The following is a 24302-nucleotide window of genomic DNA, read 5'->3' as shown; positions in this document are numbered from 1 at the left end:
CGGCCAAGGAGAGCGGTCCGGCGCCATGCTCCTGTGAAGGTGGGAGTAAAGTTATCGGATGCGCGCCATCAGTTTGATATGGTCCACATCAATTGTAGAGTAATTCTGTTTCTTAGATGGGGTCTTCGGGAAACAAATTTACCTTTTGCGACATGGTAGCGGAGCCTGATGGACCCGCCTCGCACGGATTGTCTTTTCGTCCGGCCATCGCCGCAGACCCGCTTGTCAACCCTTGGTCCGGCGTTGCGAGATGACCATACCGCTCATGATGAGGACGACCCCAAGGCTTGCCAGCCAGAATGCCGATGTCGCCGACTGCAGCAGGTTTATCGCCACCCCACCAGACATTTGACCTCCGATGATCATGAGAGCGGTATTCGTGGCGCCGATGCGCGTGATCAACCAGCTGCCGGAGGCAACGAAGACAACGCCGACAGGGCCGCCAAGATAGGCATACCACGGGGCCTCAAAGGCGCCGCCGGGTATGAGCCCGCCGATGGAAAGCCCGATAATCGTCAGAAACCCGAAGCCGACGGCGTGGTTCCAGAAGGATGCAATGAGGGGTGACGTGGACAAGCTGAGCCGCCCATTGAGTTGCCGGCTGAGACCGATGAGGATGCCGGCCATACAGGCGTAGAAAACGAACAGGGTCATATCGAACTCGAAAAAATGATGAGCGTGCTGCCTGAAAGAACAAGGGCGAGCGCGACGAAATCCCGCCCTGCCAACGGCCGTTTCGGCAAGCCGAACAGACCCCATTTGTCTGCGGAAAAGCTGAAGGCCAGCTGACCGGCAAGGCCAAGGGCCAGGGTGCCCGGAAGTCCGACCGGCGAATTGACGGTAAGAGAAGACAGGCTGACGGTCGCAGCGCCCGATATGCCTCCAAGATAAGCCCAGAAGGGCGCAGGGGGGTTCATCCCGCTTTTTCTCGCAATCCGGTAAAACACGGCAAGAAGCACAAGCGCTGCAACCGTTCCGGTCCCATGAGCAACCCAGGATGAAAAAAGCGGATTGCCGAATTGGGCGAGCTCGCCATTCAAATGCACCATCAAGCTCAGCAACCCACCCGTACCAAGCGCGATTGCGAAAACAAGCGGATTGGCCTGGATGGGCCGGCTCTCTAGGGTCTTCATGGTGCGTTCCGGGTTCGATCGTATCGGTGCCGGTAATGCAATGTTCCCGGATTGCTTTCAAGCCTTCGTCATCAGGTCTCCATCTGGAACACCCGAACTGGCAGATGGATCAGCCATCCGCGCGATTGAACAATGGTGGCACAACGTGGTCCTGGGTATCCAGCCGCGCCTCAAAGGGGCTGAATGAAGGACTTCACCAATGCCCGATATGGCATTGACACACGCCCGGAAAAGGAATTGCCTGACGGTTGGCAGCATCGGAGGATGCTTTTGAACATCCAGTGGCAGAGACACGTTTCGCTTTTCGCATTTCGGACACGATGTCAGCACCTGGATTTATCACGGGGGGAGCCTGGGGAACCGGATCGCCGTCCGAAAACGCAGCGTCGATCGAGGGCCATTGCGGCTTGATCGGCTGGAGCAGAATAGGAGCATTTGAGATGACCGGACGGTATCGACTGCTAATCGCCACGGGACTGTGCCTGTCTCTGGCCGGAATACCGATTGAACGCTTCGGATGGCCGTCGGCCTTCGCCCAGGATACCGCTGCAGCCGTTTCGGACGCCACGCAGGATGACACCCCGGCTCCGCTGACCGAGGACGAACTCGAGATCCTCGTCGCGCGGATCGCGCTTTATCCAGACGAACTTGTTGCACTGATTTCATCAGCCTCGCTCTATCCCTTGCAGATCGTTGAGGCGGCCCGCTTTCAAGGCCAGCTTAAAAAGAACGCCAAGCTAAAGCCGAAGTCGACATGGGATGGCAGTATCGTCTCGCTTTTGAACTATCCGCAGATCGTCACTATGATGAGCGATGATCTGGACTGGACGCAGTCGCTCGGAGATGCGCTGTCCTACCAGCAAAAGGACGTGCTGATCGCGATCCAGCAATTGCGCGACAAGGCTGTCGCCGATGGCATCATCAAGACCGATGACAAGATCAAGGTCAGCCAGGAAAACGACAACGTCGTTATCGTGGCGGCGAACCCGGAGAAGATCTACGTCCCGCAATATGAGCCCGAGATGCTCTACCAGCCGGGCTACGTCGCAGCGCCGATCGCCTATTATCCGGAACCCTATCCGAACTACTACTACCCGACCGCAACCTTTTTCGCGGGGGTAGTGACAGGAGCGGTTTGGGTCGCAGCCGTTGACTGGAACCGCTGGGGCGTCGCGGGGGGGCGCTGGAACGGCAATGTCGATATCGATTGCAACAACTGCTTCAACAACATCAACGGCAAGGTGAACATCAACGATCTTGATTGGAAGAACGTCGATCGCAGCAAGATCAAGTTCGACAAGAACCAGTTCAACAACATCGATCGAACGGCCTTCCGTAACAACATCCAGGCCGACGGCAACCGCAACAAGGGCAACATCATCGGCAATGACCGCCTGACGAACACCCGTAACAAGCCGGGCAACATCAGCGTCAACGACGTCCGCAAGAGCAAAATCGACGCCGACCGGATCAACCGGAACCGGCCGGAGAAGAAAGCGGCTCAAGCAGCTCAAAACCGCAGGCCGGAAGCCAAGGTCAACAAGGCCTCCGGAAAAATCAAGCCGCAGCCAAACGCCAAGCGCCCGGTGGCTAAGGCCAAGCCCGCAGCCCGGGTAGACAACCGAGCAAGGAGACCCCCCGCCCTTGGAAATGTGGACAGCGGCAGGCGCGCGCAGATCCAGTCCAACCGCGGCAGGCAGGCCATGAGTGGCGGCAACCGCGGCGGCGGCAATCGCCAGGTCCACCGTGGCGGTGGCCGTCGCCGCTGACCGCACAAACAAGGAAGACAGCCATGACAATGTCCTTCAGAAACGTGGTCCTGGGTCCGATATTTTCGGTGATCCTGCTCGGGCCGGCAGCCGTTTCGGCAGCGGCCGAACCATCGGACGCAGCATCCATTTCATCCTTTGCCTCTCCGACCGATCCACCCGTGTTCGATACACCTGAACAAGCTGTCGATGCATTGAAGGCCGCGCTCACGGCCGACGATTTCGACAGGTTCGCGGCGCTGCTCGGCCTTAACCCAGCCAAGTTGAAGGCGGGTGAGGGCGTTCTGGACACCTATGCGGAGATACGCGACGGCGCGAAGATCAAGTCAATCATCCAGGAGATCGATGGCCGGAAGATCGTCGAGATCGGCGAGAAGCTTTGGCCGCTGCCGTTCCCGGTCGTCAAGGGCAAGGACGGCAAGTGGTCGTTCGACACCTATGCCGGCTTCGAGGAGATAATCAACCGCCGCGTCGGCGAGAACGAACTGCAGACGATCGAAACGATGCGGGCCTATGTTGACGCACAGAAGGAATATGCCGCCGCCGACCACGACGGGGACGGCGTGCTGGAATACGCGCGAAAACTAATCAGCAGCCCGGGCAAGACCGACGGGTTATTCTGGTCGCCAGACCTCGGTGAGGGCGAAAGTCCGGCCGGCAATGCGCTCGACGGCAATGCCGCGCTCGATAAAGCCAAGGCCGGGGAAGGCTATTACGGCTACCGCTACAGGATCATCGAGAGCCAGGGACCGAACATCGCCGGTGGCAAGTTCGACTACGTGATCAACGGCAATATGATCGCCGGATTTGCCCTGATCGCCTGGCCGATCCGGTACGGCGAGACCGGCGTGCACACTTTCACGGTGAATGCGAACGGGACGGTGTACCAGGCCAACCTTGGTGAGAAAACGGAATCGATGGCGGCCGGCATTAAAACGTTCAATCCAGACGATCATTGGGAGGTCACCGCAGACTAAGATCCGTGCCATCAGGCCGGCGATCCGAGCACGGGGTCTTTTCGCAACGCGCATTCTTGCGTCCGCTCGGAATCCTCCAGGATGTTCACCAAGGGAGGTCCTTCCAACGATAAGGCACCGCTTTTTATGGCGGCGGCGGATCAGGCGTCGATGTCACGGATGGAATCGAGCGGCCCCTTGAGGGCCGTGCGGGGATGGACAAGTTCGGGCTGGATCAGGTGGATCTTCACGGCAGGACGAACTTCTTCGATGAGTTCGAAGGCTTTGGCCAGCATGCTTTCGCTGTCCTGTCGGATCATGATGACCGGGAAGGGCAGGAAAGAGCCGAAGGGATCGTAGTCATAGCAGCCGACGACGATGTCGGCGAAGGTCTCGTGCGGGTGCTGCGCCATGAAGCGCAGCAGGCCTTCGAAGTTAATTGAAGAGTTGATGAACAGTCCGCGCGGCAGTTTTCCTTCGCGCTCGTAGAAAGCCTCGAAAGCCTTCTGCGTCATGTTCGGCGAATAGCCGGTCGGCTGGATACAGGCGTCGCTGTCATGGCCGAGCAGTTCGGTCTTGATATCGCGAAAACCCTTGATGCGCTCGCGGCTGGCATGGTCGTTGCGCCCGCCGAACAGGAAAAGCTCCTCCGGCTCCAGCGGCATGGCAGCATCGTCGAACCGCTTGATGATTGCCTGCGTCAGCATTCGCGCGCCCTGGTAGTTGTCGCTGATCACCGACGGCGCCTTGGTCCCGGGAAGGTCGATATTGATGTGGCGAATGCCGGCGGCATCGCAGAGGTCATGAACGCTGTCGGGATCGGTGGCGCCGGCGATGAACAGTTCGTCGATCGAATAGGATATCAGCGTTGCGACTGTTGCCAGTTCTTCCTGCGGATCGCGCGAGGCGCTAACGACGACCGGGCATTTGCCGTGGCTGCGCACCTGCGCCTCGAAGGTCTGCGCCATCGAGGAGAAATAGCGGTTGTCGTGTACGGGTAGAAGCAGGCCGACTAGGCCGGAGCGGGAACTGCGCAGGCCTCTTGCCTGCAGGTTGGCGGTATACTGGTGCTGTTCGGCAAGGTTCTGGATCAGTTCTGCCGTGCTTTCCTTGATCCGCCGCTTGCGCCATGTGCCGTTGAGAACGGCGCTGACGGTCGAGGCAGAACAGCCGGACAGGACCGAAAGATCGTAGATCGTCGCCTTCTTTTTGCCCTGGTGCTTCATCCAATCCTCCGTTCATCTGCTTAGTGCCAATTTCCCCTTGACGAAAGTTTAAAACCAAAACATATTATTTGCACCATCGATTGTGCAAAAAGAAATATCGATTGTGCAGCGAGGTCCGCTTGAGGAGGCGGCAACGTGGAGGATGCGATTTCCAGCGCCGACCTGAGGTGAAATGACTGCGACCGCAATTGTCGCGGCCTGGTCCTGTTGCCTGCGCGGAAACGTTTGGAGGAGGAAGAGCATGAAAAAGTTTATGTTTGCAGCGCTTGCTGCATCGCTGTCGCTTGGCGTGTCGTTTGCAGCGCTGGCCGCTGACAAGGTGGGCGTCGTCGTCAAGATCGGTGGTATTCCTTGGTTCAACGCCATGGATGCAGGCATCAAGGAGCAGGGTGCCAAGCTCGGTCTCGATGCCTTCATGGTCGGTCCGACCAGCGCCGACCCGGCGCTGCAGGTGCGTGCTATCGAGGATCTCATCGCGCAAGGCGTCAAGGTCATCGGCGTCGTGCCGAACGATGCCAAGGTGCTTGAGCCGGTTCTTGCCAAGGCAAAAGCAGCCGGCATTTTCGTCATTACCCATGAATCGCCGAGCCAGAAAGGTGCGGACTGGAATTTCGAACTGGCCTCTTCGACCGGTTTCGGCGAAGCGCATGCCAAGCTTCTGGCCGAAAAGACGGGCGGCAAGGGCGAATATGCCGTCTTCGTCGGCTCACTGACCGTTCCCCTGCACAATGCCTGGGCCGATGCAGCAGTGGCCTATCTCAAGGCCAACTATCCCGACATGAAGCTCGTCGGCGAACGCTACGGCGTCGCCGAGGATGTCGACAAGAGCCGATCGACGGCGCTCGACCTGATCTCCGCTCATCCGGATCTGAAAGGCTTCCTTGCCTTCGGCAGCCAAGGTCCGATCGGGGCCGGCCGTGCCGTCGAAGAGCGCCGCAAGACCGGTGAAATCTTCGTGCTCGGTCCATTCTCGCCCGGCCAGGGCCAGAAATTGATCAAGTCCGGAGCAATCTCCGGCGGGTTCATGTGGAATCCAAAACAGGCCGGTGAAGTCTTCGTCACCATGGCCGATCGCCTGATCAAGGGCGAAAGCGTCAAGGAAGGCGACGACATTCCTGGTCTCGGCGTGATCAAGCCGGCCGGAAACGACATCATCGTCGATCAGCTTTTGCCGATCAACAAGGATACCGTGGACGAGCTTGCAGGCATGGGCCTGTAATTTTTCCAAAAAGGTTCTCCCGGGCTGCTGGGCTGACTTCGGTCGGCTCGGCGGTGCCCGGAAGTTCTAAAAGATCCGCATTTTCACAGGTTGATCCGATGACTGGACGCGAGAGCGCTAAGAGTGGCCAAAAGCCGCTTCTGTCCCTGCGCAACATCAACATGACGTTCGGTGGCGTCAGAGCCTTGAAGGATGTCAGCTTCGATGTTCTGCCGGGCGAGGTGCATTGCCTGGCCGGTGAAAACGGCTCGGGCAAGAGCACGCTGATCAAGATCATCACCGGCGTTTACCGCCCGCAGGATGGCGCGGTGATCGAGTTCGACGGGCAGACCTATTCGCATATGTCGCCGGTGACGGCGCAGAATTCCGGAATCCAGGTAATCTGGCAGGACCTGGCGCTGTTTCCGGAAATGACGGTTGCCGAAAACATTGCATTCCAGACGCTGCTCGGCCGCTGGCCGCGTTTCGTCAATTATAGCAGCATGCGAGAGAAGGCGATCAAGGCTCTGGCGCGGCTCGGCGTGACGCTCGACGTCGATCGGCCCCTCAAAGATTATGCCATCGCCCAGCGCCAGATCGTGGCGATCGCCCGCGCCCTGGTCGGCGAGGCAAAGCTCGTCTTCATGGATGAGCCGACGGCATCGCTGACCCAGTCGGAGACCGACCATCTTCTTGAAATCGTTCGCACGCTCTCTGCCTCCGGCGTCGCCGTCGTTTTCGTCAGCCACCGGCTGGCCGAGGTGCTGGAGATTTCCAGCCGGCTGACGGTGCTGCGCGACGGTGCGCTGGTCGGGGCTTATTCGACCGAAGGCATGACCCAGTCGCGCATTACCGAATTGATGACCGGCAAGACTTTCGACCAGACGGTGCGCGCCCGTAATGTCAGCGCCAATCCGGTGGTGCTGGAGGTGGAGGGGCTGTCCCGGACCGGCCAGTTCGAGGACATTTCCTTTACCGTGCGGCGGGGCGAGACACTCGGGATTACCGGATTGCTCGGGGCCGGGCGCACCGAACTGGCCCTGTCTCTGTTCGGCATGCTGAAACCGCGGTCCGGTACCGTCAAACTCGAAGGCAAGCCGGTTCATTTTTCGTCCAACCGCGACGCCATCGAGGCGGGGATCGCTTATCTCTCCGAGGACCGGCTGTCGCTTGGGCTGATCCAGCCGCAATCGATCGCCGACAATCTGGTCATTGCCTCGCTCGACAAGATCACCTCCGGTGGGCTGTTGTCCGACAGCCGCAAGCGCGATCTTGTCGCCCGTTGGATCGCCGATCTCGGTGTCAAGATCGGCAAGCAAGGCGATGCGATCTCTACTTTGTCTGGTGGTAACCAGCAGCGCATTGCCATCGCCAAATGGCTGGCGACCGATCCGAAGCTGCTCATCCTTGATGCGCCGACCGTCGGCGTCGATGTCGGCGCGCGGGCGGGCATTTTCGATATTGTCGCCAAGCTCGCCGAGACCGGTCTCGCGATCGTCCTGATCTCCGACGAGGTGCCGGAAGTCTATTTCAATGCCGACCGCGTGCTGCAAATGGCAAAAGGGCGGGTCGTCAACCAGTTCATGCCGGCGGACTGCTTGCTCGCGGATATAGAGGCAGCCGTCTATGCGTAAGGCCGTTCAATCCCATGCGACGGAATTCGCGCTGCTCGCCGTCATCGCGATCATCAGCATCATTCTGTCCGTCATCACCGACCGGTTTTTCTCGCTCGGCAACGCGTTCGATCTGCTCAATACCAGTTCGGTCAACATCATTTTCGCCGTCGGCCTACTGGTTGTGCTGATTGCCGGCGGCATCGACATTTCATTTGCGGTGGCCGCCTCCGTTGTCCAGTATATCGCAGCCCTCGCGCTCGGCTGGATGGACGGAGGAGGTTGGATCAGCGGACTTTTGATCGCCGGAGCACTCGGCGTGCTGCTAGGCGCCATCAACGCCTTCCTGATCCATAAATTCCGGATCATCTCGATCGTCGCGACCATCGCCACCTTCAATATCTATTTCGGCCTGTTGATGTTTTTCACCCGCGGGGTGTCGATCTACAATCTGCCGGACTGGCTGACGTCGCGCGTCGTGCTGTTCGAGCACGAAATGGCCGATGGCAGCTGGATCGAGATCACCCTGCCGGTGCTGGTCATGCTGATCTGCGTGGTCGCCACCTGGGTGTTCATCACCCGCACCACGACCGGGCGCCAGCTCTATGCCTTCGGTGACAATCCGGAGGGCGCGCGCCGTTTCGGCATCAACATCGGCGCGATGCAGTTCATTGCCTTTGGGTGGCTTGGCCTGATGGCCGGGATCGGCGGGCTGATCCAGGCGCATTATGCGCAGGAAGTGGTTCCGAATGCGCTTTACGGCCGCGAACTGGATGTGTTGGCGGCGGTAGTTCTGGGCGGTGCCCGGCTCGGCGGCGGCAAGGGATCGGTGCTCGGCTGCGTGCTCGGCGTGCTTTTGATCTCGATCACCCAGAACGGGCTCAATCTGGCGGGTGTTTCCCCCTATGCGTTCAAGATGATCGTCGGCGCCATCATCCTCGTCGCCATCACCCTGTCCAATACCAGCATCGAAAAACTGCTGCCGTTCATGCGCCAGGAGGAGGGCCGCAAATGACCGCAATCCTTAATCGCATCAGGACGGCGCTGGGGCCGGACATGGCCGGGCCGGGATTTGCGCTGATCGCCGTGCTGGTAGTTTTCAGTCTTGCCTCGCCGCAATTCTTCAGCTGGGCAACCTTCGGCTCCGTCGCTTTCCAGCTGCCGGAACTCGGTCTTTTGACCCTTGCGATGCTTTTGCCGGTGCTGACCGGTGGCCTCAACCTTGCCATCACCTTCACCGCCAATATTGCCGGACTGACGGTTGCCTGGGTGCTGCAGCAGAATGGCGGTGCCGATGCCGGCCCGTTCGCCTTCTTCCTCGGCTCCGTCCTTGGGATCGGCGTCGGGGCGTTGAGTGGCCTGGTCATGGGGCTGGTGATCGCCTATACCCGCGCCCACCCGATCCTTGTCTCTCTGTCGATGATGATCTTTCTGCGCGGGCTCGGCGAATTCTTGACGCGGGGCGGCGACGTCTCCGGGTTTCCAGCATTTCTGCAGCCGCTTGGCCATGGCAGCATTTTCGGCTTTCCAATCCCGCTCCTTGTCTTCTTCAGCTGCGTCTTGATCTGGCATCTTCTGCTGACGCGGATGAAGCTCGGTTTCAACACCTATATGATCGGCTCGAATATCGAGGCGGCGCGCTACTCCGGTGTCAATACCCGCAAGGTGCTGGTGCTTGTCTACGCGCTTTCAGGCGCGATGTGCGCGATTGCCGGCATCATTATGCTTGCCCGCTTCAACTCGGTGCGCGTCGGCCACGGCGAATCCTATCTGCTGATCACGGTGCTTGCCTGTTTCCTTGGCGGTGTCAATCCGTTCGGCGGTTTTGGCCGGGTCATTCCGGTGGCCGTGGCGCTGCTGGTCCTGCAGCTCCTGTCCTCCGGCCTCAACATTCTCGGTGCCAACCAGCACCTGGCGACAGCCGTCTGGGGCATCCTGCTCATCACGGTGATGATCCTGCGTTTTGCCGCAGGCCACTTCAAATCTCTCAAGCGAAAAAAAGGATAAAACCATGGAAGGTTTTGGCGTTCATACCAGCATGTGGACCATGACATGGGACCACGCAGGGGCGGAAAAGGCGATTGCCGCCGCCGTCAAATACGAGATGGATTTCATCGAGATCGCGCTTCTCGATGCGCCGGCCGTCGATGCCGGGCATAGCCGCAAGCTCTTGGAGAAACATAAGCTGCGTTCTGTCTGCTCGCTTGGCTTGCCGGAACATGCCTGGGCCTCGGTGCATCCCGAAAAGGCCGTCGAATATCTCAAGGTCGCGATCGACAAGACGGCGGACATGGGTGCCGAAGCCTTGTCCGGCGTCATCTTCGGCGGCATCGGCGAGCGCACCGGCGTTCCGCCGACCGAAAAGGAATATGACAACATCGCCCGCGCCCTGCAGGCGGCGGCGAAACATGCCAAGACCCGCGGCATTGAACTCGGCGTCGAGGCGGTCAACCGCTACGAGAACCACCTGATCAACACGGCCAAGCAGGCCGTCGACATGATCGAGCGCGTCGGCGCCGACAATGTCTTTGTGCATCTCGATACCTATCACATGAATATCGAGGAGAAGGGTGCCGGCAACGGCATTCTCGATGCCCGCGACCACATCAGATATATCCACCTCTCAGAAAGCGACCGGGGGACGCCCGGCTACGGCAACGTGCCGTGGGACGAAATCTATGCAGCGCTCGCCGCTATCGGCTTCAAGGGCGGTCTTGCCATGGAAAGCTTCATCAACATGCCGCCGCAGGTGGCCTATGGCCTTGCCGTCTGGCGGCCGGTCGCCAAGGACGAAGCCGAAGTGATGGGCAACGGCCTGCCGTTCCTGCGCAACAAGGCGCGGCAATACGGTTTGATATGACGATCGAGGCTGTTCGCGCAATCGCGAGGACAGCCGCATGGGTATGCGGGCGCGGGATACGGACATGGCGGACGGGCTACGAAACGATCGAAGGGATGGCTTGCAGCCGGCGACTGTCGCTGTCCTCGATGTTGGCAAGACCAATGTGAAGCTTAATGCCGTCACGGCATCCGGCACGATCCTTGAGACTTTGTCCATTCCCAATCCCGTGCTCCCGGACGGGCCGTGGCGTCATCATGATCTGGATGCGCTCGGTGACTGGGTGTTCGACAATCTCGCAGGTCTTGCCAAACGCCATCCGCTGACGACCTTCGTCTCATCGGGCCATGGCTCCGGGGGAGTTCTCGTGGGACCGGATCCCGATGCGGGCGATGGCACCGCCTTGCCGATGATCGACTACGAGCAGCCGCTTCCGGACGATATCCGCATGCGTTACTCGGCGTTGTCCGGTTCGTTTTTTGACAAGGGCAGTGCGATGATGCACGGCGCCACCCACCATGCCCGCCAGATGTTCTGGATGCAGCAGGCGGAGCCGCAAGGCTTTTCCCGGGCGCGCTGGTTTCTCGGCGTGCCGCAATACTGGGCCTGGCGTCTGTCGGGCGTGGCGGTGTCGGAGGCGACTGTGCTTGGCGCGCAGTCGCATCTGTGGAATGTGGTCGAACGGCGCTGGTCGCCGATTGTTCACTCGCAGCGGTGGAGAGACCTGCTGCCGCCGTTTGCCAAGGCGTGGGCAACGGTCGGGACGATCCGGCCGGTCCTGTCCGATCGCTATGGGTTGCCGGCCGGTATCAAGGTTCTTGCAGGCATTCATGACAGCAGCGCCAATTTCTATCGCTACCAGGCGGCCGGGTTCGATGAGGCGACCGTGGTTTCCACCGGCACCTGGATCGTTGCGCTCAGCGGAAAGACGCCGCTTGACCGGCTGAATGAACACCGGGGCATGACCTGCAACAGCGACGTCAACGGCAACCCTATCGGCGGCATCTTGACGATGGGTGGACGCGAATTCACCCATGTCGCCGGTGACGACGATCATCTCAACGCCGATGCCGCACTGGTCAGCCGGATGATCACGCAGGGCACCATGGCGCTGCCATCCTTTGGCGATGACGACGGCCTGTTTCCCGGCAGGGCCGGCGAGGGGCATATTGCCGGTCCGCCGCCTGCCGATGCGGCCGGGCGCAAGGCGTTGGCGGTTCTCTACACCGCGCTTTTGACGGTCGAATGCCTCGATGCGCTGGGAAGCGGCGGACGCGTCATCCTAGACGGCAGTTTCCTGCGCGATCCGCTCTATGCGGGGCTGGTGGCAGCCTTGCGGCCGCAGGGCGACACGGTTTCCAATCTCGACACCTATGGCGTTGCCTCCGGCACCGCGCTTCTTGCCAGCCACGGAACCCGGTCAGCGCGTGCGGCGATCGCACTCGAAAAGCCGCCGGTTTTCCAGCATCCATCCGCCGATCTGGCGGCTTATACCCGTCATTGGCGGGACAAGGCCAGTCAGGCCACTTATTTCAGCACGATATATGAAAGGTCCTCCCAATGAGCTCTCACCATACGGATATCGCGGCGCTACGCGGCGATATGGTCGAAACCTGCCGCAGGATGAATTCCAGCGGCATCAACCAGGGAACGGCAGGAAACCTGTCGGTGCGCACACAAAATGGTTTCCTCGTCACGCCGTCCTCGCTGGCCTATGACACGATGACCCCGGACGATCTGGTGGAGATGGATTTCGACGGCAGCTATACCGGCCGCCGTCCGTCGTCGGAATGGCGCTTCCATCGCGACATCCTGAAGAACCGGCCGGATATCAATGTCGTGCTGCATTGCCATTCGATCTATGCCACGACATTGGCCTGCCATCACAAGACGATACCGAGCTTTCACTACATGACAGGTGTTGCCGGCGGCACGACGGTACGCTGCGCTGAATACGCCACGTTCGGCACGCAGGCGCTGTCGGATCATGCGCTGGTGGCGTTGAAAGACCGGCTGGCCTGCCTCTTAGGCCAGCATGGTCAGATATCGCTTGGCAAGACATTGGAAGCCGCACTTTGGCTGGCGATCGAGATCGAGACCCTGTCGCGCATGTATGTGCAGGTCCTGACGCTCGGTGAGCCGCCGGTGCTGCCCGACGATGAAATGGCGCGGGTGATCGAACAGATGCGCAAGATGAGCTACGGCCATGCGCCGGATGCGGAAGGGGTCAGCGATGTTGCCCGGCAGCGAGCCGTATCCTGACCGGCATTGAAGCGTAGCCCTCGTTTTCGGGGCTTTGCTTGCCATAACGATCGGTCTTGGAGGTGGCACGACAGCCGTTTGCTCTGGCTCACTCCCAGGCAAGGCGGAATATAAAGTGTGGCGGGCAAACACTTCCAAAAGCGCCCACCAGATATCAGAGGCTCATCGCCCAAAGTCAGTGAGAATTGTTGCCGATGGGGATAGCGATCGGTCCCGTTGCCAATTGCCGTTCGTCGCTCCAGCCGAGCTGAAACATTTCCAGCAATTCTCCGGCGGCGGTATGAGCCGCAGCGCCGTCGGGGCTTATTCCGAGATATTTGCAGCGATGAATGAGTGCGCGTTTGAGCAGATCGATATCACTATCCGACAGAATACGATGGTCCATGCCGCCCCCTACCAAATGTTACAACAGTGTGTCGGCCCTTTAGAAAGGCTGCAATATGTTGAATCTAGCCTATAGCCAGACATCGTGTGTTTTCCACAGCAATCGCTTTGAAGAGATCCTCCGAGCGGACGATGGACGGTGAGCCGGCCCAGGCTTGGAGATTCCTGCGGACAATCCCTTAAGCACCATTATTTTGGCCGGGAGCGATCCTCGCGTCATGTCCCTGAGGGCCGGCTCGGTCCGGCTTTCCTGCCAAGGTCGTACCTAATTATTACGCTTATGGCCCATACGGGTGACGACATCAGCAACGACGTCGACGATGGTGGAGTTCTTCTTGAAGGATCCCGATCGCCGACGAGGGAAAATCAAGAGGCCTGCAAAGCGATTGCTTGGCCCATAGAGAAATTTAAATGCCGGGACAAACGAGCCTAGCTATTATTTTGGCAATAGTGCCGCAGGCGGAGGATGCCATGAACGCAACAAAGCCATCAAAGCTCAAGCTCGACGTCAGCTTCGTCAATGGAGTTTGGGAGGTTGTGATCTTCGCCGGCAATCACACCGAGCACAAATCGTTTCGCACAGAAGATGAAGCCAGGGAATATGGCGCTACCAGACTTGAGCGCCTTCGGTTGGCTAAGCCGAAATCAGAGGCGAATGGTTCCAAGGCCTCCTTATCTAGATGAGCACTTCGCATTGTCGTCTCGCCATCCCATCCAGCTTCATCTGATGGCCGTCTCCACGGCTATCAGGTTTTCCTGACCGCACGTCGGGTCAAGGCTGGTAACATGAGGGCGCCAATGTTGAATGGCAGCTCAAATCATGATCTCCCCGCCCGTGACTGGAATGACGGCACCGGTCATGTAGCTTCCTTCTTTTGACGCCAACAGGACGTAGGCTCCGGCAAGTTCGGCAGGTTGTCCAGCGCGGCCGATCAACGTTTTTTCACCGAACGATGCGGATTTCTCCGGCGGCATCGTCGAAGGGATCAATGGTGTCCAAATCGGCCCGGGCGCAACTGCGTTCGCACGTATGCCCTTCTCCGCGACCATTTCGGCAAGGCCAGCCGTGAAATTCGACACAGCACCCTTGGTGGCCGCATAGGCGAGCAGATGCGAGGAAGGTTGACGGGATTGGATTGATGTTGTGTTGATGATGGATGCACCGGCTTTCATGTGGGGGATTGCGGCTTTGCAAAGAAAGAAGGGCGCATAGATGTTGGTGCGGAATGTTTCGTCCCATTCATCCGCCGTGATTTCTGTAATGGAGGAATAGGTCCGCTGGAAGGCGGCATTGTTGACCAGAATGTCGATCCCGCCCAGCTCCCGCAAGGTTTGCTCGACGATTGCGTTGCAATGGCTCTCCGACGTGATGTCGCCAGGAACGACAATGGCTTTACTGCCCGCATCTTCGACCCATTTTGCCGTTTCTTCGGCGTCTTCATCCTCGCTCAAATAGGAAATGACGATATCGGCGCCTTCGCGAGCAAAGGCGATGGCCACGGCGCGTCCAATGCCGGAATCCGCGCCGGTAATCAGCGCAACATTTCCTTCAAGCTTGCCATTGCCTTTATAGCTTTTCTCGCCGTGATCGGGAACCGGTCTCATGAGCGAGGTCAGGCCGGGTGGAGATTGCTCTTGCTCGGGCTGAGGGGGCAGGGGGCGTTTCGGATCCGACATCTAAATCTCCTTTTGCTGATCGGAGAACGATGCAGATTACCGTTGGTTCCCTTTCACACACCACCGGATCTGTTTCCGTCACCGATGTTTCATCCGGTTCGGCGAAGCATTCCTCACCTGAAGAGGAACATTGCTCGAACTTTCTGGTTCTCCAGGAAGAGGAGAAACGCGATGATGGACCGCTTTGACCAGGAACACTGGTATAAAGCGGAAAAGCAAAAGTGAAGCGCATGGGAATTACCCCGGCGGATCAACCGGCGCTGGGAAACGTACCGACAGGCCCAGGTGAGATCCTGCTGCCTGAAAATAGTGAAACAGACGCAAGGGCCGTGACTTAAACATGACCAAAATCAATCACGACCAAACGATCATAATGCCACGCATCGTGCGTCTCGCCGCTATTGCCAGGGTGATGGATACGGCTATACAAATTCCAGGCACCGGTATCCGGGTCGGCGCGGATTCCATCCTCGGGCTGCTGCCGGGGATCGGCGACGCCGCCGGTGCGCTGATTGGCCTTTACATCGTCAACGAGGCCCGGGATCTCGGACTACCGAGGACGACGCTGGCCAGAATGGTGTATAATCTCGGCATCGACACGGTCTTTGGAGCCGTGCCTGTCGTTGGCGACGTCTTCGATGTCTATTTCAAATCCCACAAGCGAAATGTCCAACTCATCCTGGACCACTTTCAGGTCAAGGACGCAGATATCGCCAAGCATCGGGAAATCAGGCGCCGGCAATCTGAGCAAGGCCTGCCCATCTGATTTTTGAGCAGGTTCAAGTGGCTTATAGGTCGACTGCGCATAGGTTAACTGCGTCCCGACGTGCTCTTAAGATACAGGCAGCAAGTCCCCGGAATCCTCCCTGTCTGGGTTCGCCCTGTTATTCCGTCCAGAAGCTCACCACGCAGGTGGCGTCGATCGGAATAACCTCCGGGCGTTAGCGCATCAGTCCAGCCGAGCGCAGCGCACGTTCTATAACTGACGTGATAGCGTCAGTCCGTGCCGGTGGAGACGTTTGCGCAACATCGGCAGAACCCTCGTTACGGCCGTCGTTGGTGCTTGTTTCCATACGTTCGAAGGATGCTATCAGCCCCCAGGATCGCGCGATGTGCAAGGTCGATGAGAAGCCCACGTCGAGCATGAACGGAGCGGAGGTGCCGTAGCCCGTTTTTCCATCGATCGGGGTGCCGTGCGCCATTCCTGTAATCTGATAGAGTGTGATTGCATCCTCGCCACCGTGATCGCGCCACGTTGTGCACGTATGACCGCCGATTGACTCGGATGCAGCCGGTTTTGCGGCCGCGCCATGAACGCCGCGCCATTGTTCAACGGTCGCTGTCGCATTCGCCATCGCAACGGTCTGATCGCTGGAGCCATGCCAGATCGAAACGGTTGGCCAGGGCCCCTGGTGCGTCGATGCACTCTTCAGTCGCTCCTGCAAAACGGCAGTCCCTGGAAGACCATGCCCTCTCATCCGGTCGAATGCCTCCGGAACCGTTTCGGCGATGGCATACGGCAGACCTGCAATGATGGCCCCGCCTGCGAACAGATCCGGATAGCAGGCAAGCAGGACGTTGGCCATTGCGCCGCCCGCCGACAAGCCGGTGACGTAGACCCGTCTCTGGTCGATCGCGTGAGCCGCTATCATAGCAGCGATCATCTGCCGTATCGAAAGCGCCTCGCCGCTGTCTCTTGCGATATCGTCCCGATTGAACCAATTGAAACAAAGATTGGCATTGTTGGCGCGAGTTTGCTCCGGAAACAGCACCGCAAAACCGAAATCGTCGGCCAGCTTCGACCAACCGGACCCCGTGTCATAGCCAGCGGCGGTCTGTGTGCAACCATGGAGCACGACGACGAGTGCCGGCGCTTTCGGTAATTGAGACGGCACATGGCACCACCCGGAGAGCGCTCCGGGATTTGACCCAAATCCATCAAGTCGCTTCAGGCGCGAAGCGGGAGTTGGCCCAGCTTGCTTTCCCCGAAGCCGCGCAAGGCGCTCCAGCGTATCGGCCATCGATCTCATAAAATTCGCTCCGGCTTCCGACGTCTTATTGACGTATAATAAGGTAACGCGCGGACACAGATCTTGTTGCTGCGGTGCACAAATTTATTGTCGGCGCGACAGCTCCTCGATATCGGCGCGGCGGATGACCTTTTTTAACCCGCCGGACAACTTCCTTTTTCTCAAATACGATTTGCCCGGGCAACAGGTAAGCCTTTCGGCGGAGGGCACTTGAAATGTCGCGCATGAATTAGAAGGCGTGGACCTATGCTGTCCCTTTGCACAATATGGCAGGGTCGAAAACACGCTCCAGTGGATTCGAAGGCGGACACATGGCACGACCGCACTAACAGTCCAAGATCTTCGGCGTGCTTGCAACCATTGCAAGGGGGAGAAAATGGCATTTCTCGAACCGACGGAAACTCAAGTTGCGCAGTGGGCAGCGACTATTGTCCAAGGTACTGACAATCTGACCACGCTTGATTGGCTTGCGCGGACAGCACCCGTCAACGCTGTGATGATCGGCAGCAGCCGCAACGAGATTTTCAGTGCTGCGACCGAGGGGACATTGATCTTCGCGTTTGATGGTAACGATCGCTTGAACAACACCTTCAACCGGACGGCGCTGATTGCCGGCGGCGGCAATGATACCCTGGTCACGGATGTGCTCGTGCCGATAAACGGTGACAACGAAGTCGAAGGTCTTTCAGTCCAGTTCGGTGGTGCCGGTAAAGACAATATGAGCGCTATCGTGACGCTGCAAGGCGGGGTCACGACTGTGCTGGACCGGCAATTGCGCGCCGAGGTTCTGGCCGATGGCGGCGCCGGCAACGATACGATCAACGCAGTTGCCAAAGTGGCGCAACCGGTCTTTGCCAACGTGGCAGCCATAACCCATGTTCTTGGCGGCAGTGGTGACGACACGATCAAAGTCATCGCCAGCACACGAAACACCCTGGACGACAACTACGCCAAGAACGAGGTCGATGGGGGAGATGGAAACGACCACATCACCGCTCTCGCCGAAACCGAGTTTAACGGATCGACGGCCACTGCCATCAATATTCTAAGTGGTGGCGCCGGAAACGATATTCTTGAAGCCACGGCGAGAGGTGTCTCCAACTCCACGGAACTGGTGTCGAATTGGCTCAATGGTGGCGGCGGTGACGATGTGCTGCGTGCCTTTAGTTTCACAGATTCCAATTCCCGCTCCCCGGTCGGGATCAACAGCCTGTGGGGCGATGCGGGCAACGATACCTTGGAGGCGACGCAGACGACCGATGGTGAAAATGTGGTCACCAACGTCGTCAACCGGCTGGACGGCGGCACCGAAGACGATCATTTAAAGGCGGATGCCACGGCCCTTGGCGGCTTTGTCTCTGCCCTGAACGACTTGACTGGCGGCGACGGAAAAGATGTCCTGACGGCGCGCATAGTGGCCGATGCCCATGGCGGCCCCAGTTCTCTTGGCCTCAGCCTGTATAATGTGGTCAATCTACTCAGCGGCGGTATCGGCAACGACACGCTCGACGCCTTCCTGTCGATCATATCCGCGCCGTTCACCGCAGATGGTTCCCTCGCCGAGAACCGTTTGGATGGCGGTGCTGGCGATGATGTGCTGGTGGCAACGGTCGCCCCCGGCTCGTTTGGATCAAGCGTCCTCGCCGGCGGCGCTGGCAATGACCAACTCACCGTTTTCGGCGGTTCAGGCAATACCTTGAGCGGCGGAAATGGCAACGACAAACTGACCGGTGGGATCGGCAGCGACGATCTCAACGGTGGCGCTGGCAATGACATTATCAAGGGCCTAGCCGGCAACGATATCCTGACCGGCGGCGTCGGCAGTGACACATTTTTGTTCAACACGGTGGTGGATGCTGCAACCAACACTGATGTAATCACCGACTATAATGTGATCAACGATACGATTCAGCTGGAAAATGCAGTCTTCACCGCGCTAACCAGCACCGGTGTGCTTCAAGCCTCAGCGTTTGCGGCGAATGCAACCGGACTGGCCGGTGACACCTCCGACCGCGTCGTCTACGAAACCTGTACAGGCAAACTTTATTATGACGGGGACGGAAACGGCGGGTCCTATAGCGGGGTACATTTCGCGACGCTTACCGCGGGCCTGGCACTGACCGCGAATGATTTCGTCGTCATCTGAATGGGTCTTCAGCGATCCGCCACTGCGCCAGCCGCCGGCAAGAAAGACTATGGAGTGCGAAAAACGGAACTGCTTGCCTCAGCGGAGGTCAGGGTCGGTCTCAAGATCGAGCAATAAACCCGTATTTAAAACCGATTTCAGCTGAAGGAACCGAGAATGCTTAACCCATTCGCAACGCCTGGTAGCCAACCCGGCCAGCGCGTCGGCTGGCCGGGGTTTCGAATGTCTATTTGGCACTTTTCGGGAAAATCGGCAGCTTGGCGATATCGCGTGCATCGTGTTGAACGATGAGGGTGGCGTTGAGTGCCTTGGCAATGCCTGTCAGCCGCTCCATCGAAGCGAGTGTTTCCGCACGGTCGTGGTTGAAGGTTGGAACGCCCCGGCTCTCAAACTGCTCCTCGAAGTGCGCGACATCACCAGAGAGCACAACGGCACCGGTCTTTGCCAGGCGAACGAGAAGGCTCGTCTCGCCGGGTGTGTGACCAGGGGTGGACAGAATGGTGACGGTCCCGTCGCCGAAGACGTCACGATCGCCGGAGATGGCATCGATCTTCGAGGCGCCGTCGAGCCAGGGTTTGATGAATGCAGGATCGACAGCAAACGGAAGGGGATCAGCTTTGAACTGAGCGAGGTCCGCGGCGCCCATCAGCAAGGTCGCCTGTGGAAACGCCGCCGCCTGGCCGACATGGTCGAAATGGTTGTGGCTGATGCCGACCCGGCCGATCTGTCCGGCGTTCACACCGATCTCGGCGAGTTGGGCGGGAATATCCCGGGCAAGCGTTGGCGCCAGGACCGCGGTCGGATCCAGCTTCGCTCCCAGGAGGGCTGCCGGCAGTCCGGCGTCCCAAAGCATGTAGTCCTGATCATGTCGGATCAGGTAGCAGCTGTCGGTTAGAGTCCGCTTCTCCCCGGCATGATTGAAGGTATCGGAAAATAGCGAGAGGTCGCGGACCTCGATCTCGCCGCAATCAAGCCGCCAAAGTTCGACATCAGCGGAATGGGCGGTTGAGGCCATGGCGGCAAAGGCGCCGAATAGGATCGTGGCAGTTGTGTTCATGTCAGACTCCATTAACTGTACAGATAGGTTGTGACGTATCCTGCCGACGGCGGAGGCTCCGGTTCGATCGATTATGAGCCCGAAACGCTCGAGGATGCGGTTTTTTTCCGATTGGTCCTGCGGTATCGTTCCGGTCATGAACGTTCATGACAAACATGCTGATGACACCTATCTGCGTTCCATGCTGGTAGAGCGTTTGAGACCAATGATGGCTCCGAACGGAATCGCGGGGCGATACGCGCACGGCCGGCAGCTCTTTTCGTATTGCACGCTGGACCGGGAACGGCTGAAGGCGATTGAACTGCCTTGCCCTATCATTGGTATCCTGTTGCGCGGCCTGAAGGAGGTCTGGCTCGGCAATACGACCCATGTGTTCGAACCAGGCACCGTCTTCGTTTTGCCCGGACGGGTGCCGATGGATGTCGTCAATATACCGGCGGGACGGAGCGCGCCATATGAGTCCTTGCTGCTCGAAGTGCCGGCACTACCAGCGGGCATGGCACCACTTTTGGGAGACGAGAAGAAAAGCATGCGCAATGGCGACAGGCAGTTCCGCATCTCATTAGACCAGGATCTTGTAGATACGCTGGCTCACGCGGCCACGGCGATCGCCAGCGAAACACTGGGAGAAGCGGTCAAGGCAGTGCGGCTTACGGAAGTGCTGACAATCCTGCGGCCAATGCCCGCTGCCCGGCCTCTGTTTGAAGCGAGCGTGCCAGACGAGGTGGCCTGGTTGATCGGCAGCGCTCCATCAGAAGCTTGGACAGTGGAGCGCGTCGCCGCCCATCTTGGGCTTGGGGCCTCAACCCTTCGCCGAAGGCTTGCAGCCGAAGGCACGTCCTTCCGCACGATTGTGCTAAACGAGCGGCTTCGGGCAGGCCAAAGGGCCCTTGCCTCGGGAGCGTCCAGCTTTGCCGCCGCCGAGGCAGCCGGCTACTCTTCGCGTTCGCATTTTGCCCGTAGGTACAAAGAGAGCTTTGGCCAGCTACCAGGCGATCATCGCATCAAATGACAGCACACTTATCGCGTAGCTCCGTAGACAAAAGCAAGAAAGCCAATGATGATAGCCGATGTGAGCGGCTGCGCCCTGACGCGTTCGCGAACGTCTTCCATCGCCAAACGTCCCGCTCCAGATGCGGTTTCCCGCGCCGCCTCTTTCAAGCGTGCCACCTCCACCCGCAACGCTGTAAACTCTTCGTGGTCATCGGCCGTGCGGCCGGTTGCTGCGAGCGCTTCGTCTACGAGCGGCGCTGGCTCTACGTTCGGATCGGGTGTGAATTTATCGTCCATGCTGAAGACCTTCTACTGTGTTTTTTCGGTGCCCGCCGGGGCAGTGGATTGCGATTCGCCACCTGAACCGGATTCCGGCGTGGGATCCCTATCAGTCGGCGCAGGCTGCATTTTCTCTCCGGCAGGCGGCGTGTTATCGATGACAGTTTGATCCTTTGGCGTCACGACCGCGTTGATATCGCCCGTCGTGGTCTGCTTGCTGTCGGTGGCGGCGTCGTTGTCGATCGCCTCGCCGTAGCTGCCTGCCACCGCCCACGCTATCACCGCCAAAAGAAGGCCGCCGATCAACACCATCAATACCGGCCTTCCAAGCAGCCCCTGACGCGCCTGCACGGGAGTTGCCTGTACGACCTTTTCCGTTTGCGCACTTGAAACGGTATCGCCGCGTTCGTCTTTGTAAGTTGCCATCGTCATTCCTTTCTAAATACTGTGGCGCAACCGTTGACGGCGGCTAAATGTTCCGCACCCGGCCACGCACGAAGGCTGCTATTTCGCCGTAAAGAAGGTGAGCAGCACCTTGCCTTTTTCACCGACGAGGCAGACGAAACGATCGGCCTTCCCGGCGACACCCTTCCGCTCGATATAGGCCTCTCCGAGGATGACGGTCTTGATGGCAACGTCCTCGACATTTGTATCTGCTGCGCTTATGGCGAGACTTTCAGCATCGAAGACCAGCCCTGTGATCTCTGATGATTGGGCTTGTAGAGCGACCAGCCCGGTAGATCGACATGCCGTCACCGCCGGGTCCTCGGCCGTTTGTGCAAGTGCGGGTCCTACCATGAGCATGGACAACGCAGCTGCTGTCAGAAAGTTCTTCCTGGTCATTTTTTGTCCCTGCGGCGCTGAGGAAATTGGCGGGCCGCGCCGCCATCCTCAACGTTCCACGGGGCGGTCGGTTCCGTTCTCAATTTCGGTGTGCGAGAGCCTTAGGCGCGGGCGGGCGGAGACCGTGGAACAATTTGTTCGAGCGCCGGTTTCATGAGGCAAAACCTGCGCCCCGCGCGGCCAATGATGTGACGGTGAAGACGAGATCTTTCTTGGTGTTGAGTGTCCAACCGGTAAGCTTGCGCCCTTATCCAAGTTTCGAAAGGCGATATGATGATTGATCCTCCGAGCCAGCAGACGGGTCACCCAGAGCGGAAGGTAGAACTCGATCAAACCGTGGATTACGCAGTGCAGCTTCTCGTCGAAGAAGCACACCTTGTCGGCTGGACGCGCGTAGAGTTCCTCACTGCGATCGTCGAGGCCGCCACCAGCCGGATGGCCGCCATCGACGAGGAGCGCGAGCTTGATCAAACTGGATCGATCGGCTCTAAAGCCGATGAAATTCCCAGGCTGTGACCATCGCCAATTGCCCCGACGTCAAGTCGCCAGTTGCAAGCTTGCCAGCATTGCGATCCTCGGCTCCGGTCCTAGTGAAATTTACAAATCGCTGGCTGCCGATCGACGCGGTCGCGCTGGGTCGAAAGAGCGACAAGCGGGAGGTCCGAACCTTATCATGACGCACAGTACGAAACTCAGACGGCTTGTCGTCATCAGCGATTTTCAGGCAGGGGACACGTTTTCTGCAAGCGTGCCAACAATCGAAGAATTTTGCCATCAATGGGGGAGCGGTGCCCGCGGCCAGCCTGTCGATACTGTGAATGAGCGCCATGGTTTCGCAGTGGAGGGCGGATATATCGAGCGCCTGCCTCTGGCTTGCCTGAAAGCAGGCATCGTGGATGCGGTCGAGGTATGGACGCATTGGCGCGGAGATCACGCTCCACAGGCGGATCTGCGCGCCGCGCCGCGCCTCATCCGGCGCTCGTTTCAGATGAATGGCCCGGAAGAACCGATTTCTTCCAACGACATGATGGCTCACATCCTGACATTCGGGCCACCGGATATCCTTTGCGTCTGGGGACTTGGTGTTTCGCAAGACCTCCTCACGGCCTGCAAAAACAGTTTCAAAATCTATAACTCCATCGATGCGCCGGCATTGCGAATTCCGCCTGAGGTCAGTCGACATTTCGATCTGGTGCTCACCGGTGCCGCGTGGCAGTCAGACGAGGTAAGTAGCCGGCACCCGGGGATGAAGACCGCTATTCTGCCGATCGGACCGGAATTCGCATCTGACACTATGTTCTTCCCGATTGATGGTCCAAAGCCCTACGACATCATTTATGTGGCGGCGGCGCAAAACTACAAGCGCCACGACATCCTCTTTCACGCCTTGGCAAGGCTGCCGCGTTCCGTTCGCGCGCTGTGCGTCTTTGGCTATGGGGAAATGGCCAGTGATTTGCGGGCGCGCGCGAGCGACATGCAGATTAACGTCGACTTTATCGGTCCACCCGGAGTGCCATTCGTTGAAGTCAACCGCTTGATGAACCAGGCTAAGATCGGCGTCGTCTGCGGTATCGACGATGGGGCGCCCGCGATCTTGACCGAGTATATGCTCGCCGGCTTGCCAGTCCTTGCAAACAGCGCGCTCAGTTGTGGACTGCAATATATTACGCCACAGACCGGGCGAGCGGCCTCGTCTGATGAATTTCACGAGAGTATTTCGGAAATGCTGGCGACACTCTCCGTGTTTTCGCCAAGACAGATGGTCATCGACAACTGGACCTGGCCGCATTCGGTGCGAAAGTTGCAGGCGCTGATCGGTTTTGAAGCACATTAGAAATGTTTTAAGAAAACGCGGAACAAAGCTCCGGAAATACAGTTTGTCTCCGTCTCTCAACAG

At 58.8% G+C, this 24302-nt stretch carries 25 protein-coding genes; 15 read left to right on the top strand and 10 right to left on the bottom strand.

Annotated features, from left to right (window positions below):
* Nucleotides 1-225 precede the first annotated feature (225 nt).
* The gene (locus ACP7BS_RS09975; RefSeq protein WP_426230552.1) at nucleotides 226-654 is read right to left on the bottom strand and encodes a DMT family transporter; all 429 of its coding nucleotides are present in this window, start codon (nucleotides 652-654) and stop codon (nucleotides 226-228) included.
* A complete protein-coding gene (locus tag ACP7BS_RS09970; RefSeq protein WP_426237880.1) occupies nucleotides 651-1133 on the bottom strand; it encodes a DMT family transporter in 483 nt (160 codons plus the stop codon). Before ACP7BS_RS09970 ends, ACP7BS_RS09975 begins: the two co-directional genes overlap by 4 nt.
* A 440-nt stretch (nucleotides 1134-1573) precedes the next feature.
* On the opposite strand from ACP7BS_RS09970, the gene ACP7BS_RS09965 reads away from it, so the two are divergent.
* A complete protein-coding gene (locus tag ACP7BS_RS09965) occupies nucleotides 1574-2902 on the top strand; it encodes a DUF3300 domain-containing protein (protein ID WP_426230549.1) in 1329 nt (442 codons plus the stop codon).
* Nucleotides 2903-2925: 23 nt separating this feature from the next.
* Nucleotides 2926-3879 carry a DUF2950 domain-containing protein gene (locus ACP7BS_RS09960; protein ID WP_426230548.1) on the top strand — a complete coding sequence of 318 codons (954 nt, stop codon included), beginning with the start codon at nucleotides 2926-2928 and terminating at the stop codon, nucleotides 3877-3879.
* Between the two features lie 140 nt (nucleotides 3880-4019).
* Here the strand turns inward: ACP7BS_RS09960 and ACP7BS_RS09955 are convergent, their stop codons facing one another.
* Nucleotides 4020-5084, bottom strand: coding sequence for a LacI family DNA-binding transcriptional regulator (locus ACP7BS_RS09955; RefSeq protein WP_426237878.1), 1065 nt, complete (start codon nucleotides 5082-5084; stop codon nucleotides 4020-4022).
* Between the two features lie 241 nt (nucleotides 5085-5325).
* Between ACP7BS_RS09955 and ACP7BS_RS09950 the strand changes: the two genes are divergently transcribed.
* The 7 genes from ACP7BS_RS09950 to ACP7BS_RS09920 all read left to right on the top strand — a co-directional run bounded on the left by ACP7BS_RS09950 (nucleotide 5326) and on the right by ACP7BS_RS09920 (nucleotide 12996).
* Nucleotides 5326-6303, top strand: a complete 978-nt coding sequence (locus tag ACP7BS_RS09950; protein WP_426237877.1) for an autoinducer 2 ABC transporter substrate-binding protein — start codon at nucleotides 5326-5328, stop codon at nucleotides 6301-6303.
* 98 nt (nucleotides 6304-6401) lie between these two features.
* Nucleotides 6402-7916: a sugar ABC transporter ATP-binding protein gene (locus ACP7BS_RS09945; protein ID WP_426237875.1), complete on the top strand. Its 1515-nt coding sequence runs from the start codon at nucleotides 6402-6404 to the stop codon at nucleotides 7914-7916.
* On the top strand, nucleotides 7909-8910 hold the full coding sequence (locus tag ACP7BS_RS09940) for an ABC transporter permease (RefSeq protein WP_426230542.1): 1002 nt from the start codon (nucleotides 7909-7911) through the stop codon (nucleotides 8908-8910). Before ACP7BS_RS09945 ends, ACP7BS_RS09940 begins: the two co-directional genes overlap by 8 nt.
* A complete protein-coding gene (locus tag ACP7BS_RS09935) occupies nucleotides 8907-9902 on the top strand; it encodes an ABC transporter permease (protein WP_426230540.1) in 996 nt (331 codons plus the stop codon). Before ACP7BS_RS09940 ends, ACP7BS_RS09935 begins: the two co-directional genes overlap by 4 nt.
* A gap of 4 nt (nucleotides 9903-9906) precedes the next feature.
* Entirely contained in the window at nucleotides 9907-10755 is an 849-nt protein-coding gene (locus ACP7BS_RS09930; RefSeq protein WP_426237873.1) for a sugar phosphate isomerase/epimerase family protein, read from the top strand.
* 37 nt (nucleotides 10756-10792) lie between these two features.
* Nucleotides 10793-12298 (top strand): FGGY-family carbohydrate kinase, encoded by a 1506-nt coding sequence (locus ACP7BS_RS09925; RefSeq protein ID WP_426237871.1) that lies wholly within the window; start codon nucleotides 10793-10795, stop codon nucleotides 12296-12298.
* Nucleotides 12295-12996, top strand: coding sequence for a class II aldolase/adducin family protein (locus ACP7BS_RS09920; RefSeq protein ID WP_426237869.1), 702 nt, complete (start codon nucleotides 12295-12297; stop codon nucleotides 12994-12996). The genes ACP7BS_RS09925 and ACP7BS_RS09920 overlap by 4 nt, the downstream gene beginning before the upstream one ends.
* A 175-nt stretch (nucleotides 12997-13171) precedes the next feature.
* Here ACP7BS_RS09920 and ACP7BS_RS09915 read toward each other — a convergent pair whose 3' ends face one another.
* The gene (locus ACP7BS_RS09915) at nucleotides 13172-13381 is read right to left on the bottom strand and encodes a hypothetical protein (RefSeq protein ID WP_426237867.1); all 210 of its coding nucleotides are present in this window, start codon (nucleotides 13379-13381) and stop codon (nucleotides 13172-13174) included.
* Nucleotides 13382-13851: 470 nt separating this feature from the next.
* On the opposite strand from ACP7BS_RS09915, the gene ACP7BS_RS09910 reads away from it, so the two are divergent.
* On the top strand, nucleotides 13852-14064 hold the full coding sequence (locus ACP7BS_RS09910; protein ID WP_426230532.1) for a hypothetical protein: 213 nt from the start codon (nucleotides 13852-13854) through the stop codon (nucleotides 14062-14064).
* Between the two features lie 129 nt (nucleotides 14065-14193).
* Here ACP7BS_RS09910 and ACP7BS_RS09905 read toward each other — a convergent pair whose 3' ends face one another.
* A complete protein-coding gene (locus tag ACP7BS_RS09905) occupies nucleotides 14194-15057 on the bottom strand; it encodes an SDR family oxidoreductase (RefSeq protein ID WP_426237865.1) in 864 nt (287 codons plus the stop codon).
* A 340-nt stretch (nucleotides 15058-15397) separates the two neighbouring features.
* Here ACP7BS_RS09905 and ACP7BS_RS09900 point away from each other — a divergent pair, with 340 nt between their 5' ends.
* Nucleotides 15398-15823 (top strand): DUF4112 domain-containing protein, encoded by a 426-nt coding sequence (locus ACP7BS_RS09900; RefSeq protein ID WP_426230530.1) that lies wholly within the window; start codon nucleotides 15398-15400, stop codon nucleotides 15821-15823.
* A 175-nt stretch (nucleotides 15824-15998) separates the two neighbouring features.
* Here ACP7BS_RS09900 and ACP7BS_RS09895 read toward each other — a convergent pair whose 3' ends face one another.
* Complete coding sequence (locus ACP7BS_RS09895; protein WP_426237863.1) at nucleotides 15999-17087, bottom strand: extracellular catalytic domain type 1 short-chain-length polyhydroxyalkanoate depolymerase; 1089 nt, start codon at nucleotides 17085-17087, stop codon at nucleotides 15999-16001.
* A gap of 376 nt (nucleotides 17088-17463) precedes the next feature.
* Between ACP7BS_RS09895 and ACP7BS_RS09890 the strand changes: the two genes are divergently transcribed.
* On the top strand, nucleotides 17464-19233 hold the full coding sequence (locus ACP7BS_RS09890) for a calcium-binding protein (protein ID WP_426237861.1): 1770 nt from the start codon (nucleotides 17464-17466) through the stop codon (nucleotides 19231-19233).
* A 226-nt stretch (nucleotides 19234-19459) separates the two neighbouring features.
* On the opposite strand, the gene ACP7BS_RS09885 is transcribed toward ACP7BS_RS09890, so the two are convergent.
* Nucleotides 19460-20290, bottom strand: coding sequence for an N-acyl homoserine lactonase family protein (locus ACP7BS_RS09885; protein ID WP_426230527.1), 831 nt, complete (start codon nucleotides 20288-20290; stop codon nucleotides 19460-19462).
* 136 nt (nucleotides 20291-20426) lie between these two features.
* Between ACP7BS_RS09885 and ACP7BS_RS09880 the strand changes: the two genes are divergently transcribed.
* A complete protein-coding gene (locus ACP7BS_RS09880) occupies nucleotides 20427-21302 on the top strand; it encodes a helix-turn-helix domain-containing protein (RefSeq protein ID WP_426237859.1) in 876 nt (291 codons plus the stop codon).
* Nucleotides 21303-21310: 8 nt separating this feature from the next.
* Here ACP7BS_RS09880 and ACP7BS_RS09875 read toward each other — a convergent pair whose 3' ends face one another.
* From ACP7BS_RS09875 to ACP7BS_RS09865, 3 genes are all read right to left on the bottom strand, one after another.
* On the bottom strand, nucleotides 21311-21580 hold the full coding sequence (locus ACP7BS_RS09875) for a hypothetical protein (RefSeq protein ID WP_426230524.1): 270 nt from the start codon (nucleotides 21578-21580) through the stop codon (nucleotides 21311-21313).
* A 12-nt stretch (nucleotides 21581-21592) separates the two neighbouring features.
* Nucleotides 21593-21988 (bottom strand): hypothetical protein, encoded by a 396-nt coding sequence (locus ACP7BS_RS09870; RefSeq protein ID WP_426230523.1) that lies wholly within the window; start codon nucleotides 21986-21988, stop codon nucleotides 21593-21595.
* Between the two features lie 78 nt (nucleotides 21989-22066).
* Complete coding sequence (locus tag ACP7BS_RS09865; protein ID WP_426230522.1) at nucleotides 22067-22405, bottom strand: hypothetical protein; 339 nt, start codon at nucleotides 22403-22405, stop codon at nucleotides 22067-22069.
* A gap of 270 nt (nucleotides 22406-22675) precedes the next feature.
* Between ACP7BS_RS09865 and ACP7BS_RS09860 the strand changes: the two genes are divergently transcribed.
* Nucleotides 22676-22921, top strand: a complete 246-nt coding sequence (locus ACP7BS_RS09860; RefSeq protein WP_426230521.1) for a hypothetical protein — start codon at nucleotides 22676-22678, stop codon at nucleotides 22919-22921.
* Nucleotides 22869-24239 (top strand): glycosyltransferase, encoded by a 1371-nt coding sequence (locus ACP7BS_RS09855; RefSeq protein WP_426237857.1) that lies wholly within the window; start codon nucleotides 22869-22871, stop codon nucleotides 24237-24239. Before ACP7BS_RS09860 ends, ACP7BS_RS09855 begins: the two co-directional genes overlap by 53 nt.
* Nucleotides 24240-24302: the final 63 nt, after the last annotated feature.

Source organism: Pararhizobium sp. DWP1-1-3, assembly GCF_049896125.1.
Classification (GTDB): Bacteria; Pseudomonadota; Alphaproteobacteria; order Rhizobiales; family Rhizobiaceae; genus Pararhizobium.
The sequence above is the reverse complement of the archived record's forward strand: the minus strand, read 5'-3'. Positions and strand labels throughout refer to the sequence as shown.

Coding starts and splice junctions, on each gene's coding strand:
- ACP7BS_RS09870 (WP_426230523.1), bottom strand. CDS start 21,988: ATGGCAACTTACAAAGACGAACGCGGCGATACCGTTTCAAGTGCGCAA.
- ACP7BS_RS09960 (WP_426230548.1), top strand. CDS start 2,926: ATGACAATGTCCTTCAGAAACGTGGTCCTGGGTCCGATATTTTCGGTG.
- ACP7BS_RS09970 (WP_426237880.1), bottom strand. CDS start 1,133: ATGAAGACCCTAGAGAGCCGGCCCATCCAGGCCAATCCGCTTGTTTTC.
- ACP7BS_RS09900 (WP_426230530.1), top strand. CDS start 15,398: ATGACCAAAATCAATCACGACCAAACGATCATAATGCCACGCATCGTG.
- ACP7BS_RS09880 (WP_426237859.1), top strand. CDS start 20,427: ATGAACGTTCATGACAAACATGCTGATGACACCTATCTGCGTTCCATG.
- ACP7BS_RS09940 (WP_426230542.1), top strand. CDS start 7,909: ATGCGTAAGGCCGTTCAATCCCATGCGACGGAATTCGCGCTGCTCGCC.
- ACP7BS_RS09895 (WP_426237863.1), bottom strand. CDS start 17,087: ATGAGATCGATGGCCGATACGCTGGAGCGCCTTGCGCGGCTTCGGGGA.
- ACP7BS_RS09885 (WP_426230527.1), bottom strand. CDS start 20,290: ATGAACACAACTGCCACGATCCTATTCGGCGCCTTTGCCGCCATGGCC.
- ACP7BS_RS09860 (WP_426230521.1), top strand. CDS start 22,676: ATGATGATTGATCCTCCGAGCCAGCAGACGGGTCACCCAGAGCGGAAG.
- ACP7BS_RS09955 (WP_426237878.1), bottom strand. CDS start 5,084: ATGAAGCACCAGGGCAAAAAGAAGGCGACGATCTACGATCTTTCGGTC.
- ACP7BS_RS09910 (WP_426230532.1), top strand. CDS start 13,852: ATGAACGCAACAAAGCCATCAAAGCTCAAGCTCGACGTCAGCTTCGTC.
- ACP7BS_RS09975 (WP_426230552.1), bottom strand. CDS start 654: ATGACCCTGTTCGTTTTCTACGCCTGTATGGCCGGCATCCTCATCGGT.
- ACP7BS_RS09950 (WP_426237877.1), top strand. CDS start 5,326: ATGAAAAAGTTTATGTTTGCAGCGCTTGCTGCATCGCTGTCGCTTGGC.
- ACP7BS_RS09935 (WP_426230540.1), top strand. CDS start 8,907: ATGACCGCAATCCTTAATCGCATCAGGACGGCGCTGGGGCCGGACATG.
- ACP7BS_RS09875 (WP_426230524.1), bottom strand. CDS start 21,580: ATGGACGATAAATTCACACCCGATCCGAACGTAGAGCCAGCGCCGCTC.
- ACP7BS_RS09945 (WP_426237875.1), top strand. CDS start 6,402: ATGACTGGACGCGAGAGCGCTAAGAGTGGCCAAAAGCCGCTTCTGTCC.
- ACP7BS_RS09930 (WP_426237873.1), top strand. CDS start 9,907: ATGGAAGGTTTTGGCGTTCATACCAGCATGTGGACCATGACATGGGAC.
- ACP7BS_RS09920 (WP_426237869.1), top strand. CDS start 12,295: ATGAGCTCTCACCATACGGATATCGCGGCGCTACGCGGCGATATGGTC.
- ACP7BS_RS09965 (WP_426230549.1), top strand. CDS start 1,574: ATGACCGGACGGTATCGACTGCTAATCGCCACGGGACTGTGCCTGTCT.
- ACP7BS_RS09890 (WP_426237861.1), top strand. CDS start 17,464: ATGGCATTTCTCGAACCGACGGAAACTCAAGTTGCGCAGTGGGCAGCG.
- ACP7BS_RS09905 (WP_426237865.1), bottom strand. CDS start 15,057: ATGTCGGATCCGAAACGCCCCCTGCCCCCTCAGCCCGAGCAAGAGCAA.
- ACP7BS_RS09925 (WP_426237871.1), top strand. CDS start 10,793: ATGGGTATGCGGGCGCGGGATACGGACATGGCGGACGGGCTACGAAAC.
- ACP7BS_RS09865 (WP_426230522.1), bottom strand. CDS start 22,405: ATGACCAGGAAGAACTTTCTGACAGCAGCTGCGTTGTCCATGCTCATG.
- ACP7BS_RS09915 (WP_426237867.1), bottom strand. CDS start 13,381: ATGGACCATCGTATTCTGTCGGATAGTGATATCGATCTGCTCAAACGC.